Annotated in this window: 22 protein-coding genes, 2 tRNA genes and 1 riboswitch; of the genes, 14 read left to right on the top strand and 10 right to left on the bottom strand. The window is 73.0% G+C overall.

The genetic code is table 11. The features are described 5' to 3' along the window. Positions 1 to 30 precede the first annotated feature (30 nt). The gene (locus tag ABH925_RS10875; protein ID WP_370147164.1) at positions 31 to 594 is read right to left on the bottom strand and encodes an ATP-binding protein; all 564 of its coding nucleotides are present in this window, start codon (positions 592 to 594) and stop codon (positions 31 to 33) included. 169 nt (positions 595 to 763) lie between these two features. On the opposite strand from ABH925_RS10875, the gene ABH925_RS10870 reads away from it, so the two are divergent. Beyond that, a complete protein-coding gene (locus ABH925_RS10870) occupies positions 764 to 1,582 on the top strand; it encodes a GntR family transcriptional regulator (RefSeq protein ID WP_370147163.1) in 819 nt (272 codons plus the stop codon). 128 nt (positions 1,583 to 1,710) lie between these two features. On the opposite strand, the gene ABH925_RS10865 is transcribed toward ABH925_RS10870, so the two are convergent. After that, positions 1,711 to 1,962, bottom strand: coding sequence for a mycoredoxin (locus ABH925_RS10865; protein WP_370147162.1), 252 nt, complete (start codon positions 1,960 to 1,962; stop codon positions 1,711 to 1,713). Positions 1,963 to 2,096: 134 nt separating this feature from the next. Between ABH925_RS10865 and ABH925_RS10860 the strand changes: the two genes are divergently transcribed. The 3 genes from ABH925_RS10860 (at position 2,097) to ABH925_RS10850 (ending at position 5,819) form a co-directional block, all read left to right on the top strand. After that, on the top strand, positions 2,097 to 4,466 hold the full coding sequence (locus ABH925_RS10860) for an ATP-dependent DNA helicase UvrD2 (RefSeq protein ID WP_370147161.1): 2,370 nt from the start codon (positions 2,097 to 2,099) through the stop codon (positions 4,464 to 4,466). A 637-nt stretch (positions 4,467 to 5,103) separates the two neighbouring features. Then, positions 5,104 to 5,478, top strand: coding sequence for a WhiB family transcriptional regulator (locus ABH925_RS10855; RefSeq protein WP_370147160.1), 375 nt, complete (start codon positions 5,104 to 5,106; stop codon positions 5,476 to 5,478). 104 nt (positions 5,479 to 5,582) lie between these two features. Next, on the top strand, positions 5,583 to 5,819 hold the full coding sequence (locus ABH925_RS10850) for a hypothetical protein (protein WP_370147436.1): 237 nt from the start codon (positions 5,583 to 5,585) through the stop codon (positions 5,817 to 5,819). Between the two features lie 171 nt (positions 5,820 to 5,990). Here the strand turns inward: ABH925_RS10850 and ABH925_RS10845 are convergent, their stop codons facing one another. Next, the gene (locus ABH925_RS10845) at positions 5,991 to 7,340 is read right to left on the bottom strand and encodes an ABC1 kinase family protein (RefSeq protein ID WP_370147159.1); all 1,350 of its coding nucleotides are present in this window, start codon (positions 7,338 to 7,340) and stop codon (positions 5,991 to 5,993) included. Between the two features lie 145 nt (positions 7,341 to 7,485). After that, positions 7,486 to 8,568: a ThiF family adenylyltransferase gene (locus ABH925_RS10840; RefSeq protein ID WP_370147158.1), complete on the bottom strand. Its 1,083-nt coding sequence runs from the start codon at positions 8,566 to 8,568 to the stop codon at positions 7,486 to 7,488. A 258-nt stretch (positions 8,569 to 8,826) separates the two neighbouring features. Here ABH925_RS10840 and ABH925_RS10835 point away from each other — a divergent pair, with 258 nt between their 5' ends. Next, on the top strand, positions 8,827 to 9,423 hold the full coding sequence (locus tag ABH925_RS10835) for a M48 family metallopeptidase (RefSeq protein ID WP_370147157.1): 597 nt from the start codon (positions 8,827 to 8,829) through the stop codon (positions 9,421 to 9,423). A 77-nt stretch (positions 9,424 to 9,500) separates the two neighbouring features. Here ABH925_RS10835 and ABH925_RS10830 read toward each other — a convergent pair whose 3' ends face one another. Beyond that, entirely contained in the window at positions 9,501 to 10,130 is a 630-nt protein-coding gene (locus ABH925_RS10830) for an NUDIX hydrolase (RefSeq protein WP_370147156.1), read from the bottom strand. After that, complete coding sequence (locus ABH925_RS10825) at positions 10,127 to 11,710, bottom strand: zinc-dependent metalloprotease (RefSeq protein WP_370147155.1); 1,584 nt, start codon at positions 11,708 to 11,710, stop codon at positions 10,127 to 10,129. The genes ABH925_RS10830 and ABH925_RS10825 overlap by 4 nt, the downstream gene beginning before the upstream one ends. A 411-nt stretch (positions 11,711 to 12,121) precedes the next feature. Here ABH925_RS10825 and ABH925_RS10820 point away from each other — a divergent pair, with 411 nt between their 5' ends. The 4 genes from ABH925_RS10820 (at position 12,122) to ABH925_RS10805 (ending at position 15,176) form a co-directional block, all read left to right on the top strand. After that, complete coding sequence (locus tag ABH925_RS10820) at positions 12,122 to 13,165, top strand: NAD-dependent epimerase/dehydratase family protein (protein ID WP_370147435.1); 1,044 nt, start codon at positions 12,122 to 12,124, stop codon at positions 13,163 to 13,165. Positions 13,166 to 13,253: 88 nt separating this feature from the next. Beyond that, positions 13,254 to 13,697, top strand: a complete 444-nt coding sequence (locus ABH925_RS10815; RefSeq protein WP_370147154.1) for a molybdenum cofactor biosynthesis protein MoaE — start codon at positions 13,254 to 13,256, stop codon at positions 13,695 to 13,697. A 214-nt stretch (positions 13,698 to 13,911) separates the two neighbouring features. After that, positions 13,912 to 14,100: a hypothetical protein gene (locus tag ABH925_RS10810; RefSeq protein WP_370147153.1), complete on the top strand. Its 189-nt coding sequence runs from the start codon at positions 13,912 to 13,914 to the stop codon at positions 14,098 to 14,100. A 17-nt stretch (positions 14,101 to 14,117) separates the two neighbouring features. Then, positions 14,118 to 15,176, top strand: a complete 1,059-nt coding sequence (locus ABH925_RS10805) for a PDZ domain-containing protein (RefSeq protein ID WP_370147152.1) — start codon at positions 14,118 to 14,120, stop codon at positions 15,174 to 15,176. A gap of 67 nt (positions 15,177 to 15,243) precedes the next feature. Here the strand turns inward: ABH925_RS10805 and ABH925_RS10800 are convergent, their stop codons facing one another. Further along, positions 15,244 to 15,795: a PPA1309 family protein gene (locus tag ABH925_RS10800; RefSeq protein ID WP_370147151.1), complete on the bottom strand. Its 552-nt coding sequence runs from the start codon at positions 15,793 to 15,795 to the stop codon at positions 15,244 to 15,246. A 186-nt stretch (positions 15,796 to 15,981) separates the two neighbouring features. On the opposite strand from ABH925_RS10800, the gene ABH925_RS10795 reads away from it, so the two are divergent. The 4 genes from ABH925_RS10795 (at position 15,982) to ABH925_RS10780 (ending at position 21,313) form a co-directional block, all read left to right on the top strand. Then, entirely contained in the window at positions 15,982 to 18,456 is a 2,475-nt protein-coding gene (locus tag ABH925_RS10795) for a UPF0182 family protein (RefSeq protein WP_370147150.1), read from the top strand. 106 nt (positions 18,457 to 18,562) lie between these two features. After that, a tRNA-Met gene (locus ABH925_RS10790) sits at positions 18,563 to 18,636 on the top strand. Between the two features lie 194 nt (positions 18,637 to 18,830). Further along, positions 18,831 to 18,904: transfer RNA gene (locus ABH925_RS10785), tRNA-Met, on the top strand. A 468-nt stretch (positions 18,905 to 19,372) separates the two neighbouring features. After that, the gene (locus ABH925_RS10780; protein ID WP_370147149.1) at positions 19,373 to 21,313 is read left to right on the top strand and encodes a tetratricopeptide repeat protein; all 1,941 of its coding nucleotides are present in this window, start codon (positions 19,373 to 19,375) and stop codon (positions 21,311 to 21,313) included. A 78-nt stretch (positions 21,314 to 21,391) separates the two neighbouring features. On the opposite strand, the gene ABH925_RS10775 is transcribed toward ABH925_RS10780, so the two are convergent. Both ABH925_RS10775 and hisN read right to left on the bottom strand, forming a co-directional pair. Further along, positions 21,392 to 22,048 (bottom strand): DedA family protein, encoded by a 657-nt coding sequence (locus ABH925_RS10775; protein ID WP_370147148.1) that lies wholly within the window; start codon positions 22,046 to 22,048, stop codon positions 21,392 to 21,394. Between the two features lie 113 nt (positions 22,049 to 22,161). Beyond that, complete coding sequence (gene hisN / locus ABH925_RS10770) at positions 22,162 to 22,956, bottom strand: histidinol-phosphatase (protein ID WP_370147147.1); 795 nt, start codon at positions 22,954 to 22,956, stop codon at positions 22,162 to 22,164. A 71-nt stretch (positions 22,957 to 23,027) separates the two neighbouring features. On the opposite strand from hisN, the gene ABH925_RS10765 reads away from it, so the two are divergent. Beyond that, complete coding sequence (locus ABH925_RS10765; RefSeq protein WP_370147146.1) at positions 23,028 to 23,516, top strand: MarR family winged helix-turn-helix transcriptional regulator; 489 nt, start codon at positions 23,028 to 23,030, stop codon at positions 23,514 to 23,516. Positions 23,517 to 23,573: 57 nt separating this feature from the next. Here the strand turns inward: ABH925_RS10765 and ABH925_RS10760 are convergent, their stop codons facing one another. After that, positions 23,574 to 23,897, bottom strand: a complete 324-nt coding sequence (locus tag ABH925_RS10760; protein WP_370147145.1) for a multidrug efflux SMR transporter — start codon at positions 23,895 to 23,897, stop codon at positions 23,574 to 23,576. A 184-nt stretch (positions 23,898 to 24,081) separates the two neighbouring features. After that, a riboswitch (M-box (ykoK) riboswitch) is annotated at positions 24,082 to 24,228 on the top strand. This riboswitch is flagged as partial in the annotation.

Genomic DNA, 24,228 nt, shown 5'->3' with positions numbered 1-24,228 from the left:
AACGGGTCGGATGCGCGCCCCCCGGTCGCATCAGGCTCCCGCTTCACCCGAAGAGCGGCCTCGCGGGCGGCGTGAACCGGCCGTGACGCCCGCTCCGACGGCGACCGCCGCCGGGGCGGGCGGGGCGCTCCCGGCGGGCGCCGTGGGGTCCATGAGGTCCACGGCGTCTCCGGTGGGCTCCGAGCCCACCGGGGCGGGCTGGGTGACCGGCTGGACGGCGAGCTCGCAGGTGACCGTCTTCCCGGTGAGCCGGACCACCACCTCCCAGCTGTCGGCCAGGGTCTCGACGATGCTGAGGCCCCGGCCGCTCTGGGCGTCCTCGCCGGCCTCGCGCGGGGCGGGGAGCGAGGTGCCCTCGTCGGTGACGGCGATCCGCAGACACTGCCCGGTCAGGGCAAGTGTGAGGTCAACGGGCCCGCAGCCGTAGCGCAGCGCGTTGGTGACCAGTTCGGAGACCAGCATCTCCGCACTGTCGATCAGGTCGGGCGCACCCCAGGCCGCGAGCGCGGTCCTGGTGATCCGCCGGGCGTGGCGGACGTTCTGCGGGTGCGGTGGGAATGAGGCGATCGCGGCCCAGGCTCTCCGGTCGTTCATCGTGGCGGCTCCGGCCGTGGGTGATGGCTGATGGCGGTAAGTCCTCGACCCGTTCCGCCCCGTGGGGCGAACCGTGTCTCTAGATTGGGGGCATGATTGCGCTGTCCGCGCAAGTCGTTGGAATAGTAGGGATTGCGCCAATCTTGACTTATGTTGGCTGGTTTCTCGGATGTTCTGCAACCCGAATGGCTACATTCACTGCGTGAACATTTCCCGCGGCCCCGGCCAGGCCCCCAAATACCAGCGACTGGCTGCTGATCTCCGTCGCCGGATCATGCTTGGAGAGTGGCAGAGCGGTGAGCCGCTCCCGGTCGAGAGCGAACTGGAGAATCAATACGGTGTCGCTCGTAATACTGTCCGACTAGCCGTTGATGTGCTGGTCAATGAGGGTCTGCTGGTCAGGGTCCAGGGAAAGGGGACCTATCTGAAGGATCACCCGGTTCTGGATCACCATGCGTATCGATCTCCGTCGGTGGCGGCGCCCGGAACACCGCTCACGCCCCCTTCGCTGGCCTATGCCCAGGAGGCCGTTCGGGCCGGCCGGAAATTGACGGCCGACTTCCAGATGCTGATCGTACGGGCGACCACCGACATCACCGACCGGCTGCGCATCAAGGCCGGTGAGGCGGTGGTCCTGCGCCGGGTGCTGCGGCATATGGACGGCGAGCCGTGGTCGATCGAGGAAACCCACTATCCGGTCGCGCTCGCCGCCAGTACGGCGCTGATGGACCCGGACCCGGTCGAGGGTGGCGACGAGGTGGCGCTGGGTGTGGCCGGGCATGTCGAGGTGGGCTGCGTGGACGAGCTGGCGGCCCGGATGCCCAACCCGGAGGAGGCCCAGTGGTTCCAGGCCGGTCCGGGCGTGCCGCTGATGGTGCAGCTGCGCACCGGGTTCACCGCGGCCGGTCCGATCCGGGTCACCGAGACCCGCTACTGCGCCGACCGCAACCGGCTGGTCTACGCCCTCGGCGAGCGCGCGGGCGACTGAGGGCCGGCGACCGGGGGCCGGCGACGGGGAACCCGCGACCGGCGACCGGCCCGGATGCGGCGCCGGACGCGACAGGACCCCCGCCCGGTGGGGGCGGGGGTCCTGTCGGGGACGCGGTGGCCGCGGACTCAGACGAGTGCGGCCTTGACCTGGGCCAGTGAGGGGTTCGTCATGACCGCCTGCTCCCCGGAGGCGCCGACCACCAGTACGGTCGGGACCGTCTGGTTGCCGCCGTTAGCCTTCTCCACGAAGGCCGCCGACTCCGGGTCGTGCTCGATGTTGATCTCGGTGTAGCCGATGCCCTCGCGGTCGAGCTGGGACTTCAGCCGACGGCAGTAGCCGCACCAGGTGGTGCTGTACATCGTGATCGTGGCGGACATCGAGAGGACTCCTTCGTGGGAACGGGGGCGGGCACCCGTGGAACGCGGGGCCCGCGCGGAACATTCCACATCTTCATACGGCCCCTGTGGACAACTCGGCGGGCCCGCCGGTGGGACTTGAGAGGATGGGTCCCATGCAGGTCGAGCTCCCGGGCGCACAGCCCCTCCACGACGACGCGCTCCGCGTCGGCGACGTCCCGCGCGTCGCGTCGGCGCACGCGCGTGCCCCGCGTGACGCCGACGAGGTGCTGGCCGGGCTCGACCCGGAGCAGCGCGCCGTCGCCACCGCCCTCAGCGGGCCCGTGTGCGTCCTGGCGGGAGCCGGCACTGGGAAGACCCGTGCCATCACCCACCGGATCGCCTACGGCGTGCACAGCGGGGCCATGCAGCCGCAGCGGGTGCTGGCGGTGACCTTCACCGCGCGGGCCGCCGGGGAGATGCGCGGACGGCTGCGCATGCTCGGGGCCGAGGGCGTCCAGGCCCGCACCTTCCACTCCGCCGCGCTGCGGCAGCTGCAGTACTTCTGGCCCCGGGTGGTCGGCGGTGAGCTGCCGCGGCTGCTGGAGCGCAAGGTGCAGCTGGTCGCCGAGGCGGCCGGACGCTGCCGGCTGCGGCTGGAGCGGACCGAGCTGCGCGACCTCACCGGCGAGATCGAGTGGGCCAAGGTCACCCAGACGGTGCCCGAGGACTATCCCGCGGCGATCCGCCGGGCGGGCCGCGAGGCACCCAGGGATCCGGCCGAGATCCGCCAGGTCTACAAGGTCTACGAGGAGCTCAAGCGCGAACGGGGGGTGATCGACTTCGAGGACGTGCTGCTGCTCGCCGTCGCCGTGCTGGAGGATCGCGCCGAGGTCGCCGAGCAGGTCAGGTCCCAGTACCAGCACTTCGTGGTGGACGAGTACCAGGACGTCTCGCCGCTTCAGCAACGCCTGCTCGACCTCTGGCTCGGCCCGCGCTCCAGCCTGTGCGTGGTCGGCGACGCCAGCCAGACGATCTACTCCTTCACCGGGGCGACCCCGGCGTACCTGCTGGATTTCAGGCTGAAGCACCCGGACGCCACGGTGGTGAAGCTGGTCCGCGACTACCGCTCCACCCCGCAGGTGGTGCACCTGGCGAACGGGCTGCTGGCACAGGCGCGCGGCCGGGCCGCGGAGAGCCGCCTCGAACTGATCTCGCAGCGCGAAGCCGGCCCCGACCCGGTCTACACCGAGTACCAGGACGAACCGGCCGAGGCCGAGGGCACCGCCAAGCGGATCCAGGCGCTGCTGGCGTCGGGGGTCCGCGCCAGCGAGATCGCCGTGCTGTTCCGCATCAACGGCCAGTCCGCGGTCTACGAGCAGGCCCTGGCCGACCTCGGGATCGCCTACCAGCTGCGCGGCGCCGAGCGGTTCTTCGAGCGCCCCGAGATCCGCGAGGCCGGGATGCTGCTGCGCGGGGCCGCCAGGGGCAGCACCGACCCGCTGCTCGACGGCGACCTGGACACCCTGGCCGACCAGGTCCGGGCGGTGCTCTCGACCCGCGGCTTCTCGGTCCAGCCGCCGGCCGGCTCCGGCGCGGTCCGCGAGCGCTGGGAGTCGCTGGCGGCCCTGGTCCGCCTCGCCGAGGAGTTCGAGGCGGACCGGCGCGGTGCCGGGCTGCCGCTCGACCTGGCCGCGTACGTGGCCGAGCTGGACGCCCGTGCCGCGGCCCAGCACGCCCCCGCGGTGGAGGGCGTCACGCTGGCCTCGCTGCACTCCGCCAAGGGGCTGGAGTGGGACGCGGTGTTCCTGGTCGGCCTGACCGAGGGGATGCTGCCGATCAGCTACGCCAAGACCGACGAGCAGGTGGAGGAGGAGCGGCGGCTGCTCTACGTCGGGGTTACCCGTGCCCGCGCGCATCTGACCCTCTCCTGGGCGCTGTCCCGCTCGCCCGGCGGCCGGGCGAGCCGGCAGCCGTCCCGGTTCCTGGACGGGCTGCGCCCCAGTAGCTGGACCGGCCGGTCGCCGCGCGGCGCCGGGCGGGGCGCCGGTGCGGTCGGTGGCGCGGCCGGCTACGGCGGCGACGGGCACTCCGGGGGCCACCGGGCCTCCGCGGGCACGATGGGCTCCGGGCTCTCCGGGTCGAAGCCGGGCGGTGCCGGGCGCAGGGCCGCGGCGCCGCTGCGGTGCCGGGTCTGCGACCGGGTGCTGACCGAGGCGGTGGAGCGCAAGCTGCGCCGCTGCGAGGGCTGCCCCTCGGATCTGGACGAGGCGCTCTACGGCCGGCTGCGGGACTGGCGGGCGGAGCAGGCCCGGGTGCAGAGCCTCCCGGCCTACTGCGTGTTCACCGACGCGACCCTGGTCGCCATCGCCGAGGACGCCCCCGCCTCGGCTGGAGATCTGGCCAAAATCGCCGGAGTCGGCCGGGCGAAGCTGGACAAGTACGGAGCGGCCGTGCTGTCGTTGTGTCGGGACGAGCTTCCCGCGGGTGATTTTCAGGACGTCTCGGACGAGTCCGGCACCGATGAGAACTCGCCGGAAAAATAGTTTGCGTCTTCGGCGCGAAGCGCACTAGCGTCGCCGATGACGGTCGAGGAGACGAGGCCGTCAGCCCCACCGGAGTCACATCCGGCGCGGGCGTAGCCCCACGTACCACCACAACTGACCATCTGAAGAACCCAGCCCCGCCGGGTTCCGAGCACGCCGAAGGGAGGCGGACATTGTGAGCACGAGTCTGATCAAAATGACTGGTCGGCCCATGGCCGCCCCCTGCCTCGGCATGCCCGTCTCCGTTCGGCCGTCCCTGTCCATCTCCCTGTCCACCGTTCTCGGTGGATTCGACGCGATCCGTGTCGAGAGTGGACCGGCGCTCTGGACGACCATGCGCGACGAGCGACCGATGTCGGCAGCCGTAGCAGCAGACGCAGCCACCAGTGGCTACGCCTACGCGGCGGGTGCCGAAAAGCCCCAGCAGCAGCACGCAGCCAGGCAGCACGCAGCGCTGAATGTCGCACAGAACGTTGCACGCAGGGCCTTCCGCGGGCCTGATCCCTGGAGAGAACGATCCTGACCATGTGTCAGGTCGGCTGTCCAGGGCCGCGGAATCCCGATAAGGGATCCGCGGCCCTTCTGTTTTTCGCACCACCCAGAGCCACACCGACAGACCAGAGCCACACCGACAGAGATGAACGAGGACAACGTGTCACCGGTGACCAGCCCGCCAGCCCCGACCGCTCCCACCCCGTCCCAGACCGAGCAGGCCCACCCCCCGGAGGTATCCCTGATGCAGATCACCGCGTTCGACGAGGCCGAGAGCCTCGACGCGCCCATCCCGTGTCGATCCCTCGACCCCGAGGTCTTCTTCGCGGAGACCCCCGCCGACGTGGAGTACGCCAAGTCCCTCTGCGTCACCTGCCCGGTCAAGGCCGCGTGCCTGCAGGGTGCCCTTGAGCGCCGGGAGCCCTGGGGCGTCTGGGGCGGCGAGCTGTTCGTCCAGGGCGTCGTCGTCGCCCGGAAGCGGCCCCGTGGCCGTCCGCGCAAGAACGAGGTCTACGCGTGACCGCCCTGCGCAGGTCCGTCCGGGAAGCGACTGCCAAGTCCGACCTCGCGGCGCTGCACTCCCTCCACCCGTCCATCGATCCGACGTCCGACAAGCAGGCCCTGATGTTCCAGCACACCACCATGACCGCCGACGCCCACCGCGGTGCGGCCTCCGAGACCAGCCCCAGTAGGAGCCTCCACATGCAACTCATGCCCGAAGCCCTGGCCCGTGTCCATATGCAGGAACGCCTCCAGGAGGCCGAGCACGAACGGCTCGTGCGGGCCGCCTTCCTGGTGCGGCGCGCCGAGCGAGCCACCCTGCGGGCCCGCAGGGCGCTCGCCAGCGTCGTCATGCAGTAGTCGTCACCGCAGTCGAACATCCTGAAGTCGAACACCCCGCAGTCGAACATCCTGCAGCTGAACACCCGTCAGACATCAACACCGAGCAGGCCCGGACCATCCTGGTTCCGGGCCTGCGGGCTGTCCGGCGCGATCCGGTCCCGCCGCCCACGCCCACGCCCGGTCCCGGGCTCAGACCTCGGCCCAATCCTCCAGCTCGGCGAACCCCGGCAGCCACTCCAGCAGCTCGGACCGCAGCGGGGCGGTCGCGTCGAGCTGGCAGAGCACCCCGATGGTGCTGAGCGTCACCCGGTGTATCAGCAGATAGGAGGGCGGCAGGTTCAACTGGCGCCCGAGCGTGTACGCGGGGGAGCGTGGGTCACCGACGCGGGCCGCCTGCGCGCGCATCCAGCTGCGGGTGAAGTGGAAGTCCTCCGCCGCCGCCGGCTCGATGATGGGCAGCACGTAGTCGAGCACCGCGCCGGGATCGAGGTCGATCGACGGCTTGACGAAGCCCTCCTGGCGAAGCATCTCCAGCACCCCGTCGGCGTCCCCGTCCAGGGCCATCCGCAGCGCCGTCCCTATCGGCAGCGGCAGTCCCTCGGGCAGCCGGTCGACGGTGCCGAAGTCCAGCACCCCGAGCCGCCAGCCCTCGGCCGGACCGTCGTCGACCAGCAGCCGGAAGTTGCCCGGATGCGGGTCGGCGTGCAGCAGCCCGGTGCGGGCCGGGCCGGCGAACAGGAAGCGCGCCAGCAACTGTCCGGCCCGGTCGCGCTGTTCCCGGGTGCCCTTGGCGATCACCGTCGAGAGCGGCAGTCCGTCCAGCCACTCGGTCACCAGCACCTGGTCGCCCTGGGCGACCACGTGCGGGACGCAGATGTCCCAGTCGTCGGCGAACTCCTCGGCGTGCACCCGCTGCGACTGTGCCTCCAGGGCGTAGTCGAGCTCCTCGGTGACCCGGTTGCGCAGCTCGCTGATCAGCGGCTTCACATCGAGCCCTGGGATCAGTGGGCCGATCAGCCGGGCCACCCGACCCAGCTGGGTCAGATCGGAGAGCAGCGCGTCACCGGCCCCCGGGTACTGGACCTTCACCGCGACGTCGCGGCCGTCGTGCCAGACCGCCCGGTGCACCTGGCCGATCGAGGCGGCGGCGGCCGGCTTGTCGTCGAACTCCAGGAACAGGTCGCGCCAGTCCGAGCCGAGGCGTTCCGCCAGCGCCGCGTGCACCGAGGCGGCCGGCATCGGTGGCGCGGCCTCCTGCAGCTTGGTCAGCGCGGCGCGGTACGGTCCGGCCACCTCCTCCGGCAGGGCGGCTTCGAACACCGACAGGGCTTGGCCGAATTTCATCGCCCCGCCCTTCAGTTCGCCCAGGATCCGGAACAGCTGGTCGGCGGTGCGCTGCTGCATCTCGGCGGCGACGACCTCCGAGGGGCGGCCGCCGATCCGCTTGCCGAGACCCAGGGTGGCGCGCCCGGCCATCCCCAGCGGGAGGGCAGCGAGCTTGGCCGTGCGGGTCACGGCCTTGCGCGGAAGATCGCTCACGCCTGCCTCCCAGTCGAGGGGTTGTGTCGGGGCTGTCGTCGCAACCGTGCCGCCGGTCGAGCGGGTGCGGCGGGTCGCACGCGTTCTGAGACCCGAGGGGTGCAGGTCGGAGGGGCCGACCGGGCCCGGGGTTCCAGGACCGTCATCATTGTCCCCCAACCGGTTGGTCCGCCGAGGCCCAGCAGCAGCCGCACTCCGGGTGCGGGCGCAGCGGACGCCGTCGCATCGAGCCGTCCACCATCGAGACCTCGGCCCATGCGCCCAGGCTAGGGGGTGCGCCCCCGTCCAGGAAGATCAGGCAGTGCAGGGCCGCCAATCCGGCCACCGTGGTGGCGAGTGCGGTGTCACAGGCGGCGGTGCCGCCGCCGCGCCCCGAGCAGTGCTGGGCCAGCAGCCGGGGCCAGGCCGGATCCTCGTCGGTGCGGTGCAGCGACAGGCAGCGGCCGCACGGCCCGGCACCGGGGACGACGAAGGGACCGATCGTCCCCAGGGTCTCCAGCACGCCGGCGTAGAGGTGCGGGGTGCCCGAGTGCAGCAGGTCCCGGCTGAGCTGCGGATCGGGCATCAGCCCGGCGGTGGCCCCGCGCGGGGCGATCACCACCAGGTCGGGGGCGCGCACCGAGTCCGCCTGCTCGTCGGGCCGGCCGGGCGCCGCCCGGCCGACGGCGGCCCGCGCGGCCGCGGCGCGGGGCCGCCCAGTGTCGGTCGGCAGCAGCCCGGCCGGCGCGCTGTCCTGCTCCAGGACCTTGCCGCCGTCGGTCACCCGTACCTGGCCCACACCCGCCGCGGCGAGGACGGAGGCGACGGCGGTGCCGACCCGGCCGGCCCCGCGCACCTCGATCCTGGCCCGGCGGCGGGCCAGCAGCCGGGCCGGGGCGGCGCCGGGCTCCGGGTGCGCGAGCGAGAGCGCGGCCAGGTCGGGGCCGAGCCGGGCCACCTCGGCCGGAGGCAGCTCCAGCAGGGCCCGTTGCGCCATGCTGTCGTCCAGCACCCGGCCGGATCTGAGCTCGGCCAGCAGGGCGTCGGCCCGCTCCGGCTCGATGCCGAGGCGCTGGGCCTCGGCCTTGAGCGCGGGCAGCTCGCGGGTCCCGTCCAGCAGGTCCAGGAAGGCGACGTCGCCGGGGCCGGTGGTCTCCAGGATGGCGCTGTGGGCGGAGCTGATGCCGAACTGCAGGGTGTCCCGGTCGCGCCAGGCACGACGCAGGGCGGGCTTCAGACAGGGGCGCATGGGTCTCCTTTCACTGCCTGAGCAGAGAATGCCCGCCCGGTGGGAATCATGCGCAGAGTTATCCACAGGCTCGGGGCGATGGTCCGACCATCTCAGGATCAGGCCATCGGCAGCCTGTCTGGTTTGCCAGGGCATGACCGTATTTGGGAGGCCCAAAACCCGTTCCTGCCACTGGAATTCAGCCAGGAGACACGACTTCTGTCAGTGCCAGCGGGTAACGTCTGGCGGGTGGCAGCCGGACCGGATTCCCGTCCTTCTGTGCCGCGTCGGCGGGTCCCGGCTGGAGCCGAGGACCGCCCTGCGGCGCAGGATGTCGAGGTGCGCCGAAGCGCGCGCCGCAGTCGTACCGTCTCCGCCTATCGCGAGGCGGGCCGGACGGTGGTGCTGATCCCGGCCCGGATGTCCGCCGCCGAGGAGAAGCGCTGGGTGGCGCTGATGCTGGACAAGCTGGCCGCCCAGGAGAGCCGTCAGGTCCTGGGCGACGAGGCCCTGGTGGCGCGCGCGACCGAGCTCTCCGCCCGCTACCTGGGCGGCCGGGCCGTCCCGGTGAGTGTGCGATGGGTCACCAACCAGAACACCCGCTGGGGCTCCTGCACCCCGGTCGAGGGCACCATCCGGCTGTCGCACCGGCTCCAGGGCATGCCCGAGTACGTGGTCGACTACGTGCTGCTGCACGAGCTGGCCCATCTGCTGGTCGCCGACCACGGCCGCCGCTTCTGGGCGTTGCTGGAGGCCTACCCGCGGACCGAACGGGCGCGCGGGTACCTGGAAGGCGTGGTCTCCGCGGCCCGGCTGCCGCACATCCCCGGCCCTCGGGGCGAGGCCGACCCGAAGGCGCTGGACGACTGCGGCTAGGCGGCCCGACCGCGGCCGGCCGGCCGACTGCGGCCAGCCGGCTGCGGTCGGCCGGGGGGGCTGCGCCCGGCGGTCTGCTAGCCGAGCAGTTTCCGGGCTCGGGCGGCCAGCTCGCGGACCGAGGCGTCGGTGAGCTCGGGGAGCGCGTCGAAACCGAACCAGCGCAGGTCCAGCGACTCCTCGCTGATCTGCGCCACCGCGTCCCGCGGAGCCGTCACCAGGTACTGGACGTCCAGGTGGGTGTTCTCCGGCTGGTCCCTGCCGCTGCAGCGGACCGCGTGCCGGTCCAGCTTCACCGGGGCCGGCGTCGCGGGGAGGTCGGTCCCGGTGGGGTCTGTCCCGGGGAATGCCGTCGCGGGGAACACCTCCAGGCCCGAGCCGATGCCGGACTCCTCGGTGGCCTCCCGCAGCGCGGCGGCGGCGAGCGAGACGTCCTCCGGCTCGCAGTGGCCGCCGAGCTGCAGCCAGCGGCCCACCTTCGGGTGCAGGGTCAACAGCACGCGCCCGCGCTCGACGTCCACCACCAGCGCACTCGCGGTGATGTGCGCCGGTCGGCAGGAGCGCCACATGCCGTCCGGGCGGGCCTCCAGATGATCCAGGTAGTCACGACGGAGCAGGTCCTGCTCGTCGTCCGGGGCGGTCCAGCCGCTCAGCACCAGCCGGGCGTCGGTGTGCAGGGCGTCCGGCCGGAACAGCTGCTGGTTCACGCGTTTCCCTTGCGGTCGTCGTCGGAGCCCTGGTCGTCGGAGTCGTCGGAGTGGTCGTTGCCACCGTCGGCGGAACCGCTGTCGTGACCGCCGTCCCCCGGAGTGCCGGAGCCCTTGGGGCGGCCCTCGTCCCCGGCAGCGGCCGCCCGGCCGAGCATCTCGTCCAGTTTGGAGAAGTCGATCACGTCCTCGCCGCTCGGCTCCTCGCGGTGGACGAAGCCGTCCGGGTCGTCGAGGTCCTTGGCGGTCGGCAGCATGTCCGGGTGCTCCCACAGCGCGTCCCGGCCGTCGGCGCCGCGGGCGTCGGCCAGCGAGGCCCACAGCCGCGAGGCGTCCCGCAGCCGGCGCGGGCGCAGCTCCAGGCCGACCAGGGTGGCGAAGGTCTGCTCGGCGGGGCCGCCGGTGGCCCGGCGGCGGCGCAGGGTCTCGCGCAGCGCCGCGGCGTGCGGCAGGTGCGGCGCGGCGGCGGCGTGCACCACCGCGTCCACCCAGCCCTCGACCAGGGCCAGCGCCGTCTCCAGGCGGGCCAGCGCGGCCTTCTGCTCGGGGGTGTCCTCCGGCTGGAACAGCCCGCCGGACATGGCCTCCTGCAGTGCCTCCGGGTTGCTCGGGTCGATCTGCCCGACCAGGTCCTCCAGCCGGCTCGCGTCGACCTTGATGCCGCGCGCGTACGCCTCGACCGCGCCGAACAGGTGCTGCCGCAGCCACGGGACATGGGCGAAGAGCCGCTGGTGGGCGGCCTCACGCAGGGCCAGGTAGAGGCGGACCTCGTCGGCGGGCACGGACAGGCCCTCGCCCAGGGCCTCGATGTTCTGCGGCAGCAGTGCGGCCTTGCCGGCCGGGCCGAGCGGCAGGCCGACGTCGGTGGAGCCGACCACCTCGGCGGCCAGCGCGCCGAGCGCCTGGCCGATCTGCGAGCCGAACATGGCCCCGCCCATGCTGCGCATCACCCCGAGCAGCGGGCCGGCCATGGCCTGCATCTCCTCCGGGACCACCCCGCCCATCGCCGCGGCCACCCGCTCGGCGACCGGGTCGACCAGTTCCTTCCAGGCCGGGAGGGTGGCCTCGATCCACTCGGCCCGGCTCCAGGCGACGGCGCTGTTCGCGCCGACCGGCAGCGAGGTCGCGGAGTCCAGCCAGAGGTCGGCCAGCCGGATCGCCTCGGACACGGCGTTCCGCTCGGACTCACCTACCGAACGGTCCTTCGAGCCGTCCTCGGCGCCCTGGACCACGGCCTGGCGGGCCAGGTCCTTGGCCAGGTCCCAGTTCACCGGGCCGCCGTCGAACGACAGCATCTGGCCGAGCTGCTGGAAGGCCGCGCCCAGGTCAGTGGGGTTCATCGCGCCGAACAGTCCCTCCAGCGGATTGCCGCCGCCGGCCCCCGGCAGCCCGCCGAAGCCGAACCCGAACGGGTTGGCGGGGCCGCCGCCGCCCGAGCCCGAACCGCCCGAGCCCGAACCGCCGGAGCCCGAGTCGCCCGAGCCCGTGCCACTGTCCGAGTCGCCCCCGTCTCCCTTGCCGCTCTTCTTTCCGTCCTCGGGTTCCTCGGGAACGCCGAAGCCGAAGGGGAAGTCGCTCACGAGGTGCCTCGATCTCGTCGGCCGTCGCTCCGAGCGGCGGGATGGTCTGCGCCCGGTGCGGGGGAGGTGCGTGACGGCGCAGGGGGACGGGCGGTTTCCGGCCGTGGCCGGAGCACCCCCGTGCCGGGTGCACCGCCATGCCCCAGCCTCGGGCAGGATGGTCGGTACGTGACACGAGCGTACGCATCACACGTACGCATCAAAATTAACCGTGAAGGAGAGCCGGTGAGTTCCCCACCTTCGTACGTTCGCTCTGGGCTGACCGCTGAGCAGTCCGCTCCGGAGGGTGCGGAGGAGGCTGTTCCCGGCACGGAGACCGGCGGGCCGGCCGAGGCGGACCCGGCGACCGACGCCGGGCCGGAGCCGGTCGCGGAGCCCACCGGGCCCGAGTACAGCGGCCCGCCGCTCGTCGTGGCCGTGACCGGGGCGGCCTCCGGTGTGGGCCAGCGCCTGGCGGCGCGGCTGGCCGCCTCCTCCGCGGTGCGGCGGGTGCTCGCCCTCGACGAGCGCCGCGGCGACGTCCCCGGGGTGCAGTGGCGCGTGCTCGACGTGCGCGACCCGGCCGTGGCCGAGCGGCTGGCCGGGGTGGACGTGGTGGTCCACCTGGCCCTGGACCTCGGCATGACCAGCGACCCCAAGACCCGCAGTGCCTTCAACGTACGCGGCACCCAGACCGTGCTCACCGCGGCCGCGGCCGCCGGGGTGCACCGGGTGGTGCTGTGCACCTCCGCGATGGTCTACGGGGCGCTGGCCGACAACGAGGTGCCGCTGGCCGAGGACGCGCCGCTGCAGGCCACCGAGGAGGCCTCGCTGGTCGGCGACCTGCTGGAGATCGAGCGGCTGGCCCAGCGCGCGCCGCTGGCACACCCGGGGCTCTCGGTCACCGTGCTGCGCCCCGCGGTGGTGGTCGGCCCCGGCGTGGACACCGTACTGACGCGCCACTTCGAGGCGCCCCGGCTGCTGGTGGTGGCCGGCTCCCGGCCCTGCTGGCAGTTCTGCCACCTCGACGACCTGGCCTCGGCGCTGGAGTACGCGGCGCTGGGGCTGGTCGAGGGCGAGGTCACGGTGGGCTGCGACGGCTGGCTGGAGCAGGAGGAGGTCGAGGAGATCACCGGCATCCGCCGGATGGAGCTGCCCGCCTCGCTGGCCCTGGGCACCGCCGCCCGGCTGCACCGGCTCGGGCTGACCCCGGCCCCGGCCGGGGACCTGGCCTACACCATGTACCCGTGGGTGGTCTCCGGCAGCCGGCTGCACGAGGCGGGCTGGCGTCCGCTGCGCACCAACGAGCAGGTACTGGGCGAGCTGCTGCAGCAGGTCTCCGGGAACCACGCGGTGGCCGGCCGCCGGCTGGGCGGCAAGGACGCCGCGACCACGCTCGGCGCCGCCGGTGCCACCGTGGCGCTGGTCGGCACCGCGGCCCTGGTGCGCCGGGCCCGCAAGCGGCGCCGGATCTGAAGCGGACCGGTGGCGTCACCGGGGGATGATGGAATGTGATGTCCGCGATACGAAATCGATGAGTGAGCTGTCGGAGGATTCGGTCATCATGGTGCACATGGAAGATGTCGTCGACCCGATCCGCCTGCTCGCCCTGCGGGAGACCCCGCTCTCCCTCGACGAGGTGCACGCCGCCGTCGGTGACACCACGGCGGGCGGCACCGTCGTGTTCGTCGGGACGGTCCGCGACCACGACGGCGGCAAGCACGTCACCGCGCTGGAGTACAGCGCGCACCCCAGCGCCGCGGAGGAGCTGCGCCGCGTCGCCGAGAAGGTCGTGGCCGACTTCCCGGTGGTCGCGCTGGCCGCCGTGCACCGCCTCGGACGGCTTGAGGTCACCGACGCGGCGGTCATCGTCGCGGTCTCCTGCGCGCACCGGGGCGAGGCGTTCGAGGCCTGCCGGCGGCTGATCGACGACCTCAAGCACACCGTGCCGATCTGGAAGCACCAGCGGTTCGCGGACGGGACCGAGGAGTGGGTCTCCGCCTGCTGAGATCCGCTCACCAGCTCGGAACCGGCATCACCTGGACGGAGCAGGGCGTCCGTTCCGGGCGGTGCGACACCCGGTCGGAGCAGGCGGCCGGCGCGGCTGGTCGAAGCGGGTACCGGCCGCGAGGCGGCGGCACCGCCCCGGTCGGCGCGTGAGCGTGACCCCAATGGCTCCGTGATCGTTGGTCCTGCGAGCAGATAGTCTGCTCATAGGCACGATGAGCTGGGAGTACGACATGGGTGTGCTCGCGTGGTGGATCATTCCCCTGGTCGCCGGAATCCTCGCCGCCCTCTGGGCGACCTGGTCCGCGCGGACCCGCACGACCGGCGACAACGCGTCGCTGGCCGGATACGAGCGGTTCCGGGCCGCGATGGAACGGACCACGGAGCCGCCGCCGGAGACGTGATCCCGTACTGTCGTGCCATGCCACGCCGCTCCGCGACGATGCTCGCCTCCTCACTGCTGCTGATAGCGCTGCTCTGCGCCGCCCTGCTGATCAAGGCGCCCTACTCCGAGATGAGTCCGGGGCCGACCTACAACACCCTCGGCAGCCAGAACGGCAAGCCGGTGATCGTGATCAACGGCCAGAAGACCTATCCGACCAGCGGCAACCTCAACATGACCACGGTCGAGGTGACCAGCGCGGACTACGAGCTGAACCTCGTCGAGGCGATCTCCGGCTGGCTGAAGAGCGACGCGGACGTCATCCCGCACAACAACCTCTATCCGGACAACCAGACCGAGTCCCAGGCGCAGCAGCAGAACGCCGAGGAGTTCTCGGCCTCGCAGGACAGCGCCAAGGCGGCGGCGCTCACCCAGCTCGGCTACAAGGTCGGCAACGAGCCCATCGTGGCCGCGGTCGTCGAGGGCGGCCCCTCAGTCGGGAAGCTGCATGCCGGTGACGTGATCCTGGCCGTGGACGGTACGAAGGTCACCGACGAGAACCAGATCGCGCCGCTGGTGACCAGGCACGCGCCGGGCCAGGACGTGGTGTTCACCATCGTGCCGCCCGGAAAGACCGACGCCGACCGGCAGCAGATCACCATCACCACGGTGAAGAACCCGGCGACGGGCAAGGCCCTGGTGGGTATCACCCCGGGCAGTGAGCACACCTTCCCGTTCAGCATCGACATCAACCTGGGCGACGTCGGCGGGCCGAGCGCCGGCCTGATGTTCTCGCTGGGCATCGTGGACAAGCTGCAGTCCACCGACCTCACCGGCGGCAGGTTCGTGGCCGGGACCGGAACCATCGACGACACCGGCAGGGTCGGCCCGATCGGCGGCATCACCATGAAGCTGATCGCCGCCCGCGACGCCGGGGCGCAGTACTTCTTCACCCCGGCCGACAACTGCGCGCAGGCCGCGGCGGCGACCCCGTCCGGGCTGCGGCTGGTCAAGGTGAACTCGCTATCCGACGCACTGGCCGCGCTGGGCGACATCCGTTCCGGCGCCACCGCGGCGCTGCCGGCCTGCACCAGGTAGCCGGTGCGGCCGGCAGCGCCGGGGGCGGAACGGTGGGCGGTCGCGCGAGGGAGTGCGCGGCAGCCGGTCAGGCGAAGGTGGTGAGCAGCGCCTCGGCCAGTCCCGGCACCAGGTCGGGGCCGGTGAGGACCTCGCGCGGGGCGTCCTTCTCGCGCAGCCGCAGCGCCGTCTCCCGGCTGCCGTCGCGCAGCACGGCGACGGTCATCCGGACCTCCTGGCGCTCGGGGTGCCTGGCCACCCAGGCGGTCAGCTCCTTCTCGGAGACGCCCTCCGGCATCCGGCCCTCGGCGGTCGGCGGCAGGATCAGCCGCTCGACCACCAGGGCGCAGCCGGCCACCGCGTCCGGCCAGGCGATGGTGCCGAGGAAGCTGTCCAGCGGGGTGCCCTTGGGCACCTCGTCCTGCTCGATCGGCGTCAGCTGATCGGCCGTGCCCGGCTCCAGACCGAGCTGGCGGGCCAGGCCCGGCTCGTTCTTCAGCAGTGCGGCCGTGTCGACCAGGGCGAACAGTCGGGCGGGCTGGTCCCAGCCGAGACCTGAGGCGTACTCGTCGATCTCAAGGACGGCGCGGGTGATCGGGCGAGCGGCGGGGGGCAGGCTCTCCACGGGTGTTTCGGACATGGCATCCATCCTCACACGTTCTGCCCGATGAGCCGGTACGGGAACTCAGGCGACGGCTTCCCAAGTTGCACCGTGGGATGTCGCGCTCGGCCTCCCGCCGCAGCGGTCGGTCCGCGGCGGCCAGCTCCGCGGGGACCGGTCCCCGCGGAGGCCAGTCCTGTCGAGGTGCGTGCGTTGGTATTCCAGATGCCCGATCGGGGCAGCTCCCGGCCCGCCGGCCGCTGGGGCGGCGGAGGCCTGCCCGGCCACCGGCTGTCCCGGTCGCTGCTGCGCGTCGGCGTGCCGGCGCTGGTGCTGTTCGCCGCACTGACCATCGGCGCGGACCTGTGGACGGGGTCGCTCTGGTACCGCTCGATCGGCTTCTCGTCGGTGTACTCGACCCGGCTGACCACCCAGGCGCTGCTGTTCGCCGGCTTCGGCGCGGTGCTGGCCGGGATGACCGGCGTCAACGCCTGGCTGGCGTACCGGCTGCGTCCGGCGCCGGCGGGCTGGTCCCTGGAGCAGCTGAGCGTGCAGCGCTACCGGGACCTGGTCGACGGGCGCGGGATCAGCGTGCTGCTGCTGGTGGCCGGCCTCCCCGGGCTGCTCGGCGGCCTCGCCGCCGCCGCGGCCTGGCAGACCTTCCTGGGGTGGGCCCACGCGACCAGCTTCGGCGAACTGGACCCGCAGTTCCACCAGGACCTGTCCTTCTACGTGTTCCGGCTGCCCTGGTACCGCTTCGTGGTCGACTACGGCTTCCTCACCCTGGTGCTGTCGCTGCTGGTGTCCGCGACCGCCCACCACCTGTTCGGCGGGCTGCGCGCGCAGTCCGGCGGCGGTGCCCGCTGCTCGGGTGCGGCCAGGGCGCACCTGGCCGTGCTGCTGGCCCTGTTCCTGGCCCTGAAGGCGGTGTCCTACTGGCTGGACCGCTACGAGCTGGCGGTGCAGCCCAGCACCTTCCGCGGCTCCGACACCTGGACCGGATTCCGCTACGTCGACGCCAACGGGGTACTGCCGGGGAAGACCGTGCTCTGCGGCGTGGCCGCGATCTGCACGCTGCTGTTCCTGCTGACGCCGGTGCTGCGGAGCTGGCTGCTGCCGGTGACCGGCCTCGGCCTGCTGGCACTGAGCTCGGTCCTGGTCGGCACGGTGTATCCGGCGTTCGTACAGGAGCTGCAGGTCAGGCCGGACGAGAAGGCCAGCGAGGCGGCGTTCGTCGAACGCGGCATCAGCGCCACCCGCGCGGCCTACGGCATCGCCGGGACGCGGACCACGGACTTCGTCGCCGGCCCGGCGGCGGCCCCCGCCGACCTGCGGCTGCAACTGCCCCCGGCCCCGGCCGGAACCGGCGGCGCGGCGGGCCCGGGCGCGGACGGCACACCGGCACAGGCGGGCTCGGACCGCCAGGGCAGCTCGGGCGGTGTCTCGTCGGAGGGGACCGGCAGCGCCGCCTACTCGCTGGTGGACGACGCCTCGTCGGCCGGCGGGGTGAGCCTGTCCGGCCGGTTCACCCGACTGGCCTATGCGCTGAAGTTCGGGGCGCCGACGCTGCTGTTCCCTACGGCGCCCGACGCCGATCCGCGGATCCAGTACGACCTCGACCCGCTGCAGCGGGTGCAGGCGGTGGCGCCCTGGCTCACCCCGGACGGCGACCCCTACCGGATCACGCTGGACCACCGGGCGGTCTGGGTCGTCGACGGCTACACCACCAGCGACGACTACCCCGACGCCGCGCGCGGCACGCTGGGGGCGGCCGGGCCGGAGGTGAACTACGTACGGAACGCGGTCAAGGCGACCGTGGACGCCGGGACCGGCGCGGTGACGCTGTACCAGTGGGACGCGCAGGACCCGGTGCTGCGGACCTGGATGAAGGCGTTCCCCGGCACGGTCCGGCCGCGGGCCGCGATCAGCCCCGCACTGCTGGCCCAGCTGCGCTATCCCGAGGACCTGTTCTCGCTCCAGCGCCAGGTGCTGACGCGCTATCACGTCACCGACCCGGGCACCTTCTACGACGGCGGGGACGCCTGGACCGTGCCGGCCGACCCGACCGGCGGTGCCGGGCAGGCGCAGCCGCCGGCCTACGTCTCCGCGCCGCTGCCGGGCGAGCCCGCCGGGGCCTCCTCGCTGACGGGTGTGCTGGTACGCGCCAGGGGCGGCGGCCTGGCGGCGTACCTGGCGGTGGACTCCACGCCCGGGCCCGGCTACGGACGGCTGAACCTGCTGCGGATGCCGACGGCGCCGGCCGCCCCGGGCCCGGCGCAGGTGCAGGCGGCGCTGACGGCCGACCCCGCGGTGATGCCGCAGCTCGCCCAGTGGCAGCGCGACGGGGAGACGGTTCAGTATGGCGGCCAGCTGACCCTGCCGGTGGGGGCGGGGATGCTGACGGTCGAGCCGCTCTATGTGCGCGGGCCGGGCACGGACACGGACACGGCCGTCCCGCCGCTGGTGCGGGTGGTGGCGTCCTACGGCGACCGGACCGTGCTGGCCGACGACCTGCCGACGGCGCTGGCGGGGGTGCTCGGCGCCCGTTCCGGACTGGCCGCGGACCTGCGGATCGCCCAGCAGGCGGTCCAGGACGGCCAGACCGCGCTGCGGCACGGTGACACCGCCGGCTACCAGCAGGCCCAGGCCCGGCTGTCGGCAGCGCTGAGCGCCGCGGCAGCCGCCGCCAAAGGTCCGTGAAGGCACCGTGACCGCGCCGCGGCGGGGCGTCGACGGGGGCATGGCGAGGCCGTGAACTGCGCGTCCGTTGGCACCATGGCCCCGTGCTATGGTTGGGACACAACGACGCGGGGTGGAGCAGCTCGGTAGCTCGCTGGGCTCATAACCCAGAGGTCGCAGGTTCAAATCCTGTCCCCGCTACGCGAAGTCCGAGGGCCCGGTGCATCAGCACCGGGCCATCGGCGCATTCCCGGCCCGTTCCCGGCGTGACGCCCGGTGAGCGCCCCCATCCGGCGGCGCTGTCCCGCGAAGCCTGTCCGGCGCGGCCGGAGTGGGCCGCCGGGTAAGGGATTTGCGCTGGTCATGGCCGGTGACATAGTCTGAGGACACAACGACGCGGGGTGGAGCAGCTCGGTAGCTCGCTGGGCTCATAACCCAGAGGTCGCAGGTTCAAATCCTGTCCCCGCTACGCGAAGTCGGAGGGCCCGGTGCATCAGCACCGGGCCTTCCGCACGTGCGAGGCAGGTTCGCACAGGGAGTGTGGCGCACGTCTCACCCCTGCGGGTGATCGGCCTGTGGGCGGTGAGGGCGTACGGTGTGGTGGGCTGATCGGCTCTTCATGCCAATCGTCCGTTCCGGTACGGAATCTGACGATGCGTCTAGCGCTGCCTCGGGTGGGGAAAGCGGGGCTCAGGAGTCGGCTGGCGGCCCTGTGGCGGCATCAGCGACCGGCCCGGGCAACCGCGTTATGAGGTTGATGTGTCGCGAAATCGACAAAGCGCTGAAGTAACCTCATCGGCTGGGGTATACCAGGTGTACGCGGGTTGCGGGTGGTGCGACGATGAAACCCATGGGGGACGGCGCGAGGTCGGAAAGCGACCATGAGCTCCGGTGCGTGCCTGGGCTGCGCAGAGACTCGGCGGACGCAGGAGTCGACATGTCGGTAATCGCTGGGGGAGTGGCGGGCGTCGGTCACGACGACGATCCGCATGCGGGGCGGCTGCCACTGCAGCGCGCCACCGGGACGAGCCCGAGCGCCGACCTGACAGCGGCCGACTTCACGGCGGCCGACCCGTCCCCGGCGGACCTCCGGGCGGAGGCCCCGCTGGACGCCTTGGCGGAGTCCCGGGCCGGCGTGGCCGAGACCGTCCCGGCGGAGGCCGGTGACGACACGGACGGTGAGGGGTCCCGGTTCCGCAGCTTCGAGTCGGCCCTGGAGGCCCGCGAGGAGGCCGCCCTCGAAGCTCGCTACCGGCTGGCCGCCGAGGAGGACCCCGGGGCCGGCAGCCTGCTCGGCGCCCTGCTGCTGCGCCGTGGCGACCTGGACGACGCTGAACCGTATCTGCGCCGCGCCGCCGCCTCCGGCATCCGGGCCGCGGCCAACAACCTCGGTGTGCTGCTGCACCAGCGCGGCCACCGGGACGAGGCGGCCGGCTGGTGGCGCACCGCCGCGGTCGCGGGGAGCGCGCCGGCCGCGCACGCGCTCGGGCTGCACCTGCGCGACCACGGCGACGAGCCCGGCTCCGAGTACTGGCTGCACCAGGCCGCCGAGCAGGGCCACACCGGGGGCGCCTACGCCCTGGCCGACCTGCTGGAGCACCGTCGTGACGAGCGCGCCGGGCGGTGGTTCCGCGCCGCCGCGGAGGCGGGCCACCGCGAGGCCGCCTACCGGCTGGGACGGCTGCGCGAGGCGGCCGGCGACGCACCGGGCGCGGAGCCCTGGTACCGCCAGGCCGCGGCCCGGGGCCACGCCGGGGCCGCGCTGCGGCTGGGGGTCCAGCTGGAGCGGCGCGGGGAGCGCGAGGAGGCCGCGCGCTGGTACCGGCAGTCCGCCCAGGAGGGCGAGCCGCAGGCGGCCTGCGCGCTGGGTTTTCTGCTGCGCGACAGCGGGGACGAGGTCGGCGCCGCGGACTGGTGGCGTGAGGCCGCCGACGCGGGTGACGGCAACGCCGCCAACGCGCTCGGCGCGCTGCACTCCTCCTGGGGCGAGACCGAGATGGCCGAGCAGTGGTACCGCACCGCGCTGGACGCGGGCGACCACAACGGCGCGTTCAACCTCGGCCTGCTCTGCGCGGCCGACGGCCGCGAGGCGCAGGCGGAGCAGTGGTACCGCCGGGCCGCCTACGCGGGGCACCGTGACGCCAGCAACGCCCTGGCGGTGATGCTGCTGCAGCGCGGTGACACGCCGGGCGCGGAGCCGTGGTTCTCCAAGGCGGCCGAGGCCGGAAGCGTGGACGCGGCCTTCAACCTGGGCATCCTGCACGCCGGACGGGGCGAGCAGCACCGCGCCCAGGAGTGGTACGCCCGCGCCGCCGGACAGGGACACGCCGAGGCGGCGCTGCAACTGGCCGTGGCCAAGGAGCGGCGCGGCGACCTGGGCGCCGCCGCGACGCGCTACCGCCAGGCGGCGGAGCGGGGATCGGCCGAGGCGGCGTTCCGGCTGGCGGTGCTGCTGGAGCAGGGCGCGGAGGAGCGCTTCGCCGAGGAGGTCGAGCGCTGGTACGCGGCGGCGGCCGAGGCCGGGCACCACCGTGCCCAGGTCCGGGTCGGCGTACGGGCCGCCGAGCGCGGCGACACCGACGCGGCCGAGCACTGGTACCGGGTCGCCGCGGAGGGCGGCAGCCGCAGCGCGGCCTTCAACCTGGGGCTGCTGCTGGCCCGCGAGGGCAGCGAGTCCGAGGCGATGCTCTGGTACACCCGTGCCGCCGACGCCGGGCACGGGCGCGCGGCGCTGCGGCTCGGCCTGATCGCGGCCCGGCGGGGTGACCTGCTGCTGGCCCGCAAGTGGTGCGAGCGGGCCGGCGAGTACGGGCCGGACGGGGTGGCCGAACGCGCCGCGCGCCTGCTGGAGGCTTTGCAGGCGGACCTCAGCGCATAACCGCTGACCGCTGCGCGGGGGACCTTGGGGAAGAGGCCCTACGACTTGCATGGTTGGCAGCGCAGTTCCTCGCGCCCCTTAGGCGGGGGTGCGTTCGGGGGTGGGTTCCTGGTCGAAGCGGGCTGCGGCGCGCTTCTCGGCGCGGTGCTTGAGCAGCAGCAGGCCGGCCGCCGCCACCACGATCACGCCGACCAGCACCCAGCTGGCGACGCTGGCGTAGTGCTCCACCCGGTGCCAGCCCGCGCCGGCGAAGTAGCCGAGCAGCACGAAGCCGACGGCCCAGACGCCGCCGCCGAGCACGTTCCAGACCGCGAAGGTGCGGTAGCGCATCCCGGAGACCCCGCACAGGCCCGGCACCAGGGCCCGCAGCGCCGCTGCGAAGCGGCCGGCGAAGACCGCGCGCCCGCCGAGGCGCTGGATCAGGTCCTTGCTCTGCCGGACGTGCGCGGGCTTGATCAGCCTGGCCGGGATCCGGTTCAGCAGCCGGTCGCCCCAGCGCTTGCCGACCGCGTAGCCGATGCTGTCGCCGATGACCGCGCCCGCGATGGCGACCGCCATCACCACCCACAGCGCGTTCTTCCCGTTGTAGGCGGTCACCCCGCCGATGACCACGGCCGTCTCGCCGGGGATCAGGAAGCCGAGGAAGACCGAGGACTCCAGGGCGGGCAGCAGGAAGACCGCGAGCAGCACCAGGGTGCCGTTGAGCGCCAGCAGGTGGTCGCTGATCCAGGACACCGGTGTTCCTCCATGCTGCGCGCGCAGCGGGGTGCGGGGGCGGGACCTCTCCACGGTACCGGGGGAACGTCCCGTCCCTTCCGGATGGTTCCGTCCCGCCCCTGCTCCGGGGGTCAGCCGAGGCGCTGCAGCAGCTCGCCGTGCAGCAGTCCGTTGCTGGCCGCGGCGTTGCCGCTGCGTACCCCGGGAACGCCGTCGAGCCCGGTGAAGCGCCCGCCGGCCTCCTCGACGATGACGCAGGTCGCGGCCATGTCCCAGATGCTCAGCTCGGGCTCGGCGCAGAGGTCCACGGAACCCTCGGCGACCATCATGTAGGGCCAGAAGTCGCCGTAGGCGCGGGTCCGCCAGCAGCTGCGGGAGAGGTCCAGGAAGGCCTCCAGCCGGTCCCGCTCCTCCCAGCCGGTGAGCGAGGAGTAGGCGAAGGAGGCGTCCTCGATCCGGGCCACGTCGGAGACCTTCATCCGGCCGGCCCGGGTCAGGCTGCGTCCGGTGAACGCGCCGGAGCCCTTGGCGGCCCACCAGCGGCGGCCGAGCGCGGGGGCGGAGACCATGCCGACGACCGGCTGCTCGCCGCCGGGGCCCAGCTCCATCAGGGCGATCAGGGTGGCCCAGACCGGGACCCCCCTGATGTAGTTCTTGGTGCCGTCGATCGGGTCGATCACCCAGCGGCGCGGTCCCTGGCCGCCACTGCTGCCGTACTCCTCGCCCATCACCGCGTCGCGCGGGCGGGCCCGCCGCAGGTCGCCACGGAGCAGGTCCTCGACCGCCCGGTCCGCGTCGCTGACCGGGGTCAGGTCGGGCTTGGTGTCGATGGCGAGGTCAAGTGCCTTGAAGCGGTCCAGCGTCACCGAGTCGGCGTGGTCCGCGAGGACGTGGGCGAGGCGGAGATCGTCGTGGTAGTCGGCCATGGTCCGAACAGTAACGATCAGCGATGAGGGGAGCCAGCACCGTCCGGGGTGCGGTCGTTAGGGTGGTCGGTATGGCGGTGGACGCGGGTGTGCAGGACCGGGAGCTGGTCACCTGGTGGGGACTGGTGATCGAGGCGTACGCGCGGACCGCGCCGCTGCTGCAGGTGGGACCGGTCGGCGGGGTGGAGGTGCCGGGGCCGTGGTTCGAGGTGCTGCTGCGGCTGCTGCGCACTCCGGGGCAGCGGCTGACCATGACCCGGCTGGCCCAGGACGTCGCGCTGACCAGCGGCGGGTTCACCAAGCTGGCGGACCGGATGGTGACCGCGGGACTGATCGAGCGTCAGACCTCGCCGAGCGACCGCCGGGTCACCCACGCGGTGCTGACCCCCGAGGGGTTGCGGATCGGCGAGGAGGCGCAGCGGATCCATGTCGCGGCGCTGCGGGAGCACTTCCTGGCGCCGTTGGGCGAGGAGCGCGCCCGGCGGCTAGCGGAGCTGATGCGCGCCCTGCGGGACGCCAACACGCCGAGCGCGACCGACCCGCCGCGCGCCGCTCCGTGATGCGGGTCTCAGTGCCGTGACTCGGGCGGTGCCGTGATTCGGGCAGTGCCGCGCCGGTCAGTGCTGTGAGCCGCTGAGCTGCAGTCCGACGACGCCGGTCAGCACCAGCACGATCGAGACGATCTTCAGCACCGAGACCAGGTCGCCGAGCCAGACCATGCCGTAGATCGCCGTCCCGGCCGCGCCGATGCCGGTCCACACGGCGTAGGCGGGACCCACGTCGAGGCTCTTCAGGGCCGTGGTCAGCAGTCCGAAGCTGCCGAGCGCGAACAGCGCGAAGCCGAGGGTGGGCCCGAGTCGGGAGAATCCGTCGCTGAGCTTGAGGCAGACCGCGAAGCCGGTCTCCAGCATGCCGGCGATGATCACCATGGCCCAGGCCATTCCTCGACTCCGTCTCCTCGATGGCAGTCCGATCCCGTGCTGACATCTTGGGTCGGAGTGATCGTCGGCGCATCCGCAGCGCGGCCTCCGGAGCGGGCGCCGCCTGCACGCCGGCGCCGCCCGCAGGGCCTTTCCCGAATTGACACTCCCGTCTTACAGGTTCATTATGTGAACGTTGTTTCAACAGACACCTCGTTCGGTGAGGCGTCTTCACGGACACAGGCCACTGATCCCAACCGTCGAGAGACGCTCCGGATCAGGACACCTCTTCCCGACCTAAGGGTTGAGGCCAAGTGGCTGCGCAGGCGGGCCAGGCGATGAAGCCGGGCCT

The sequence above is a fragment of the Streptacidiphilus sp. EB129 genome (genome assembly GCF_041262645.1).
Lineage (GTDB): Bacteria > Actinomycetota > Actinomycetes > Streptomycetales > Streptomycetaceae > Streptacidiphilus.
This window is presented reverse-complemented; position numbering and strand designations above follow the sequence as displayed.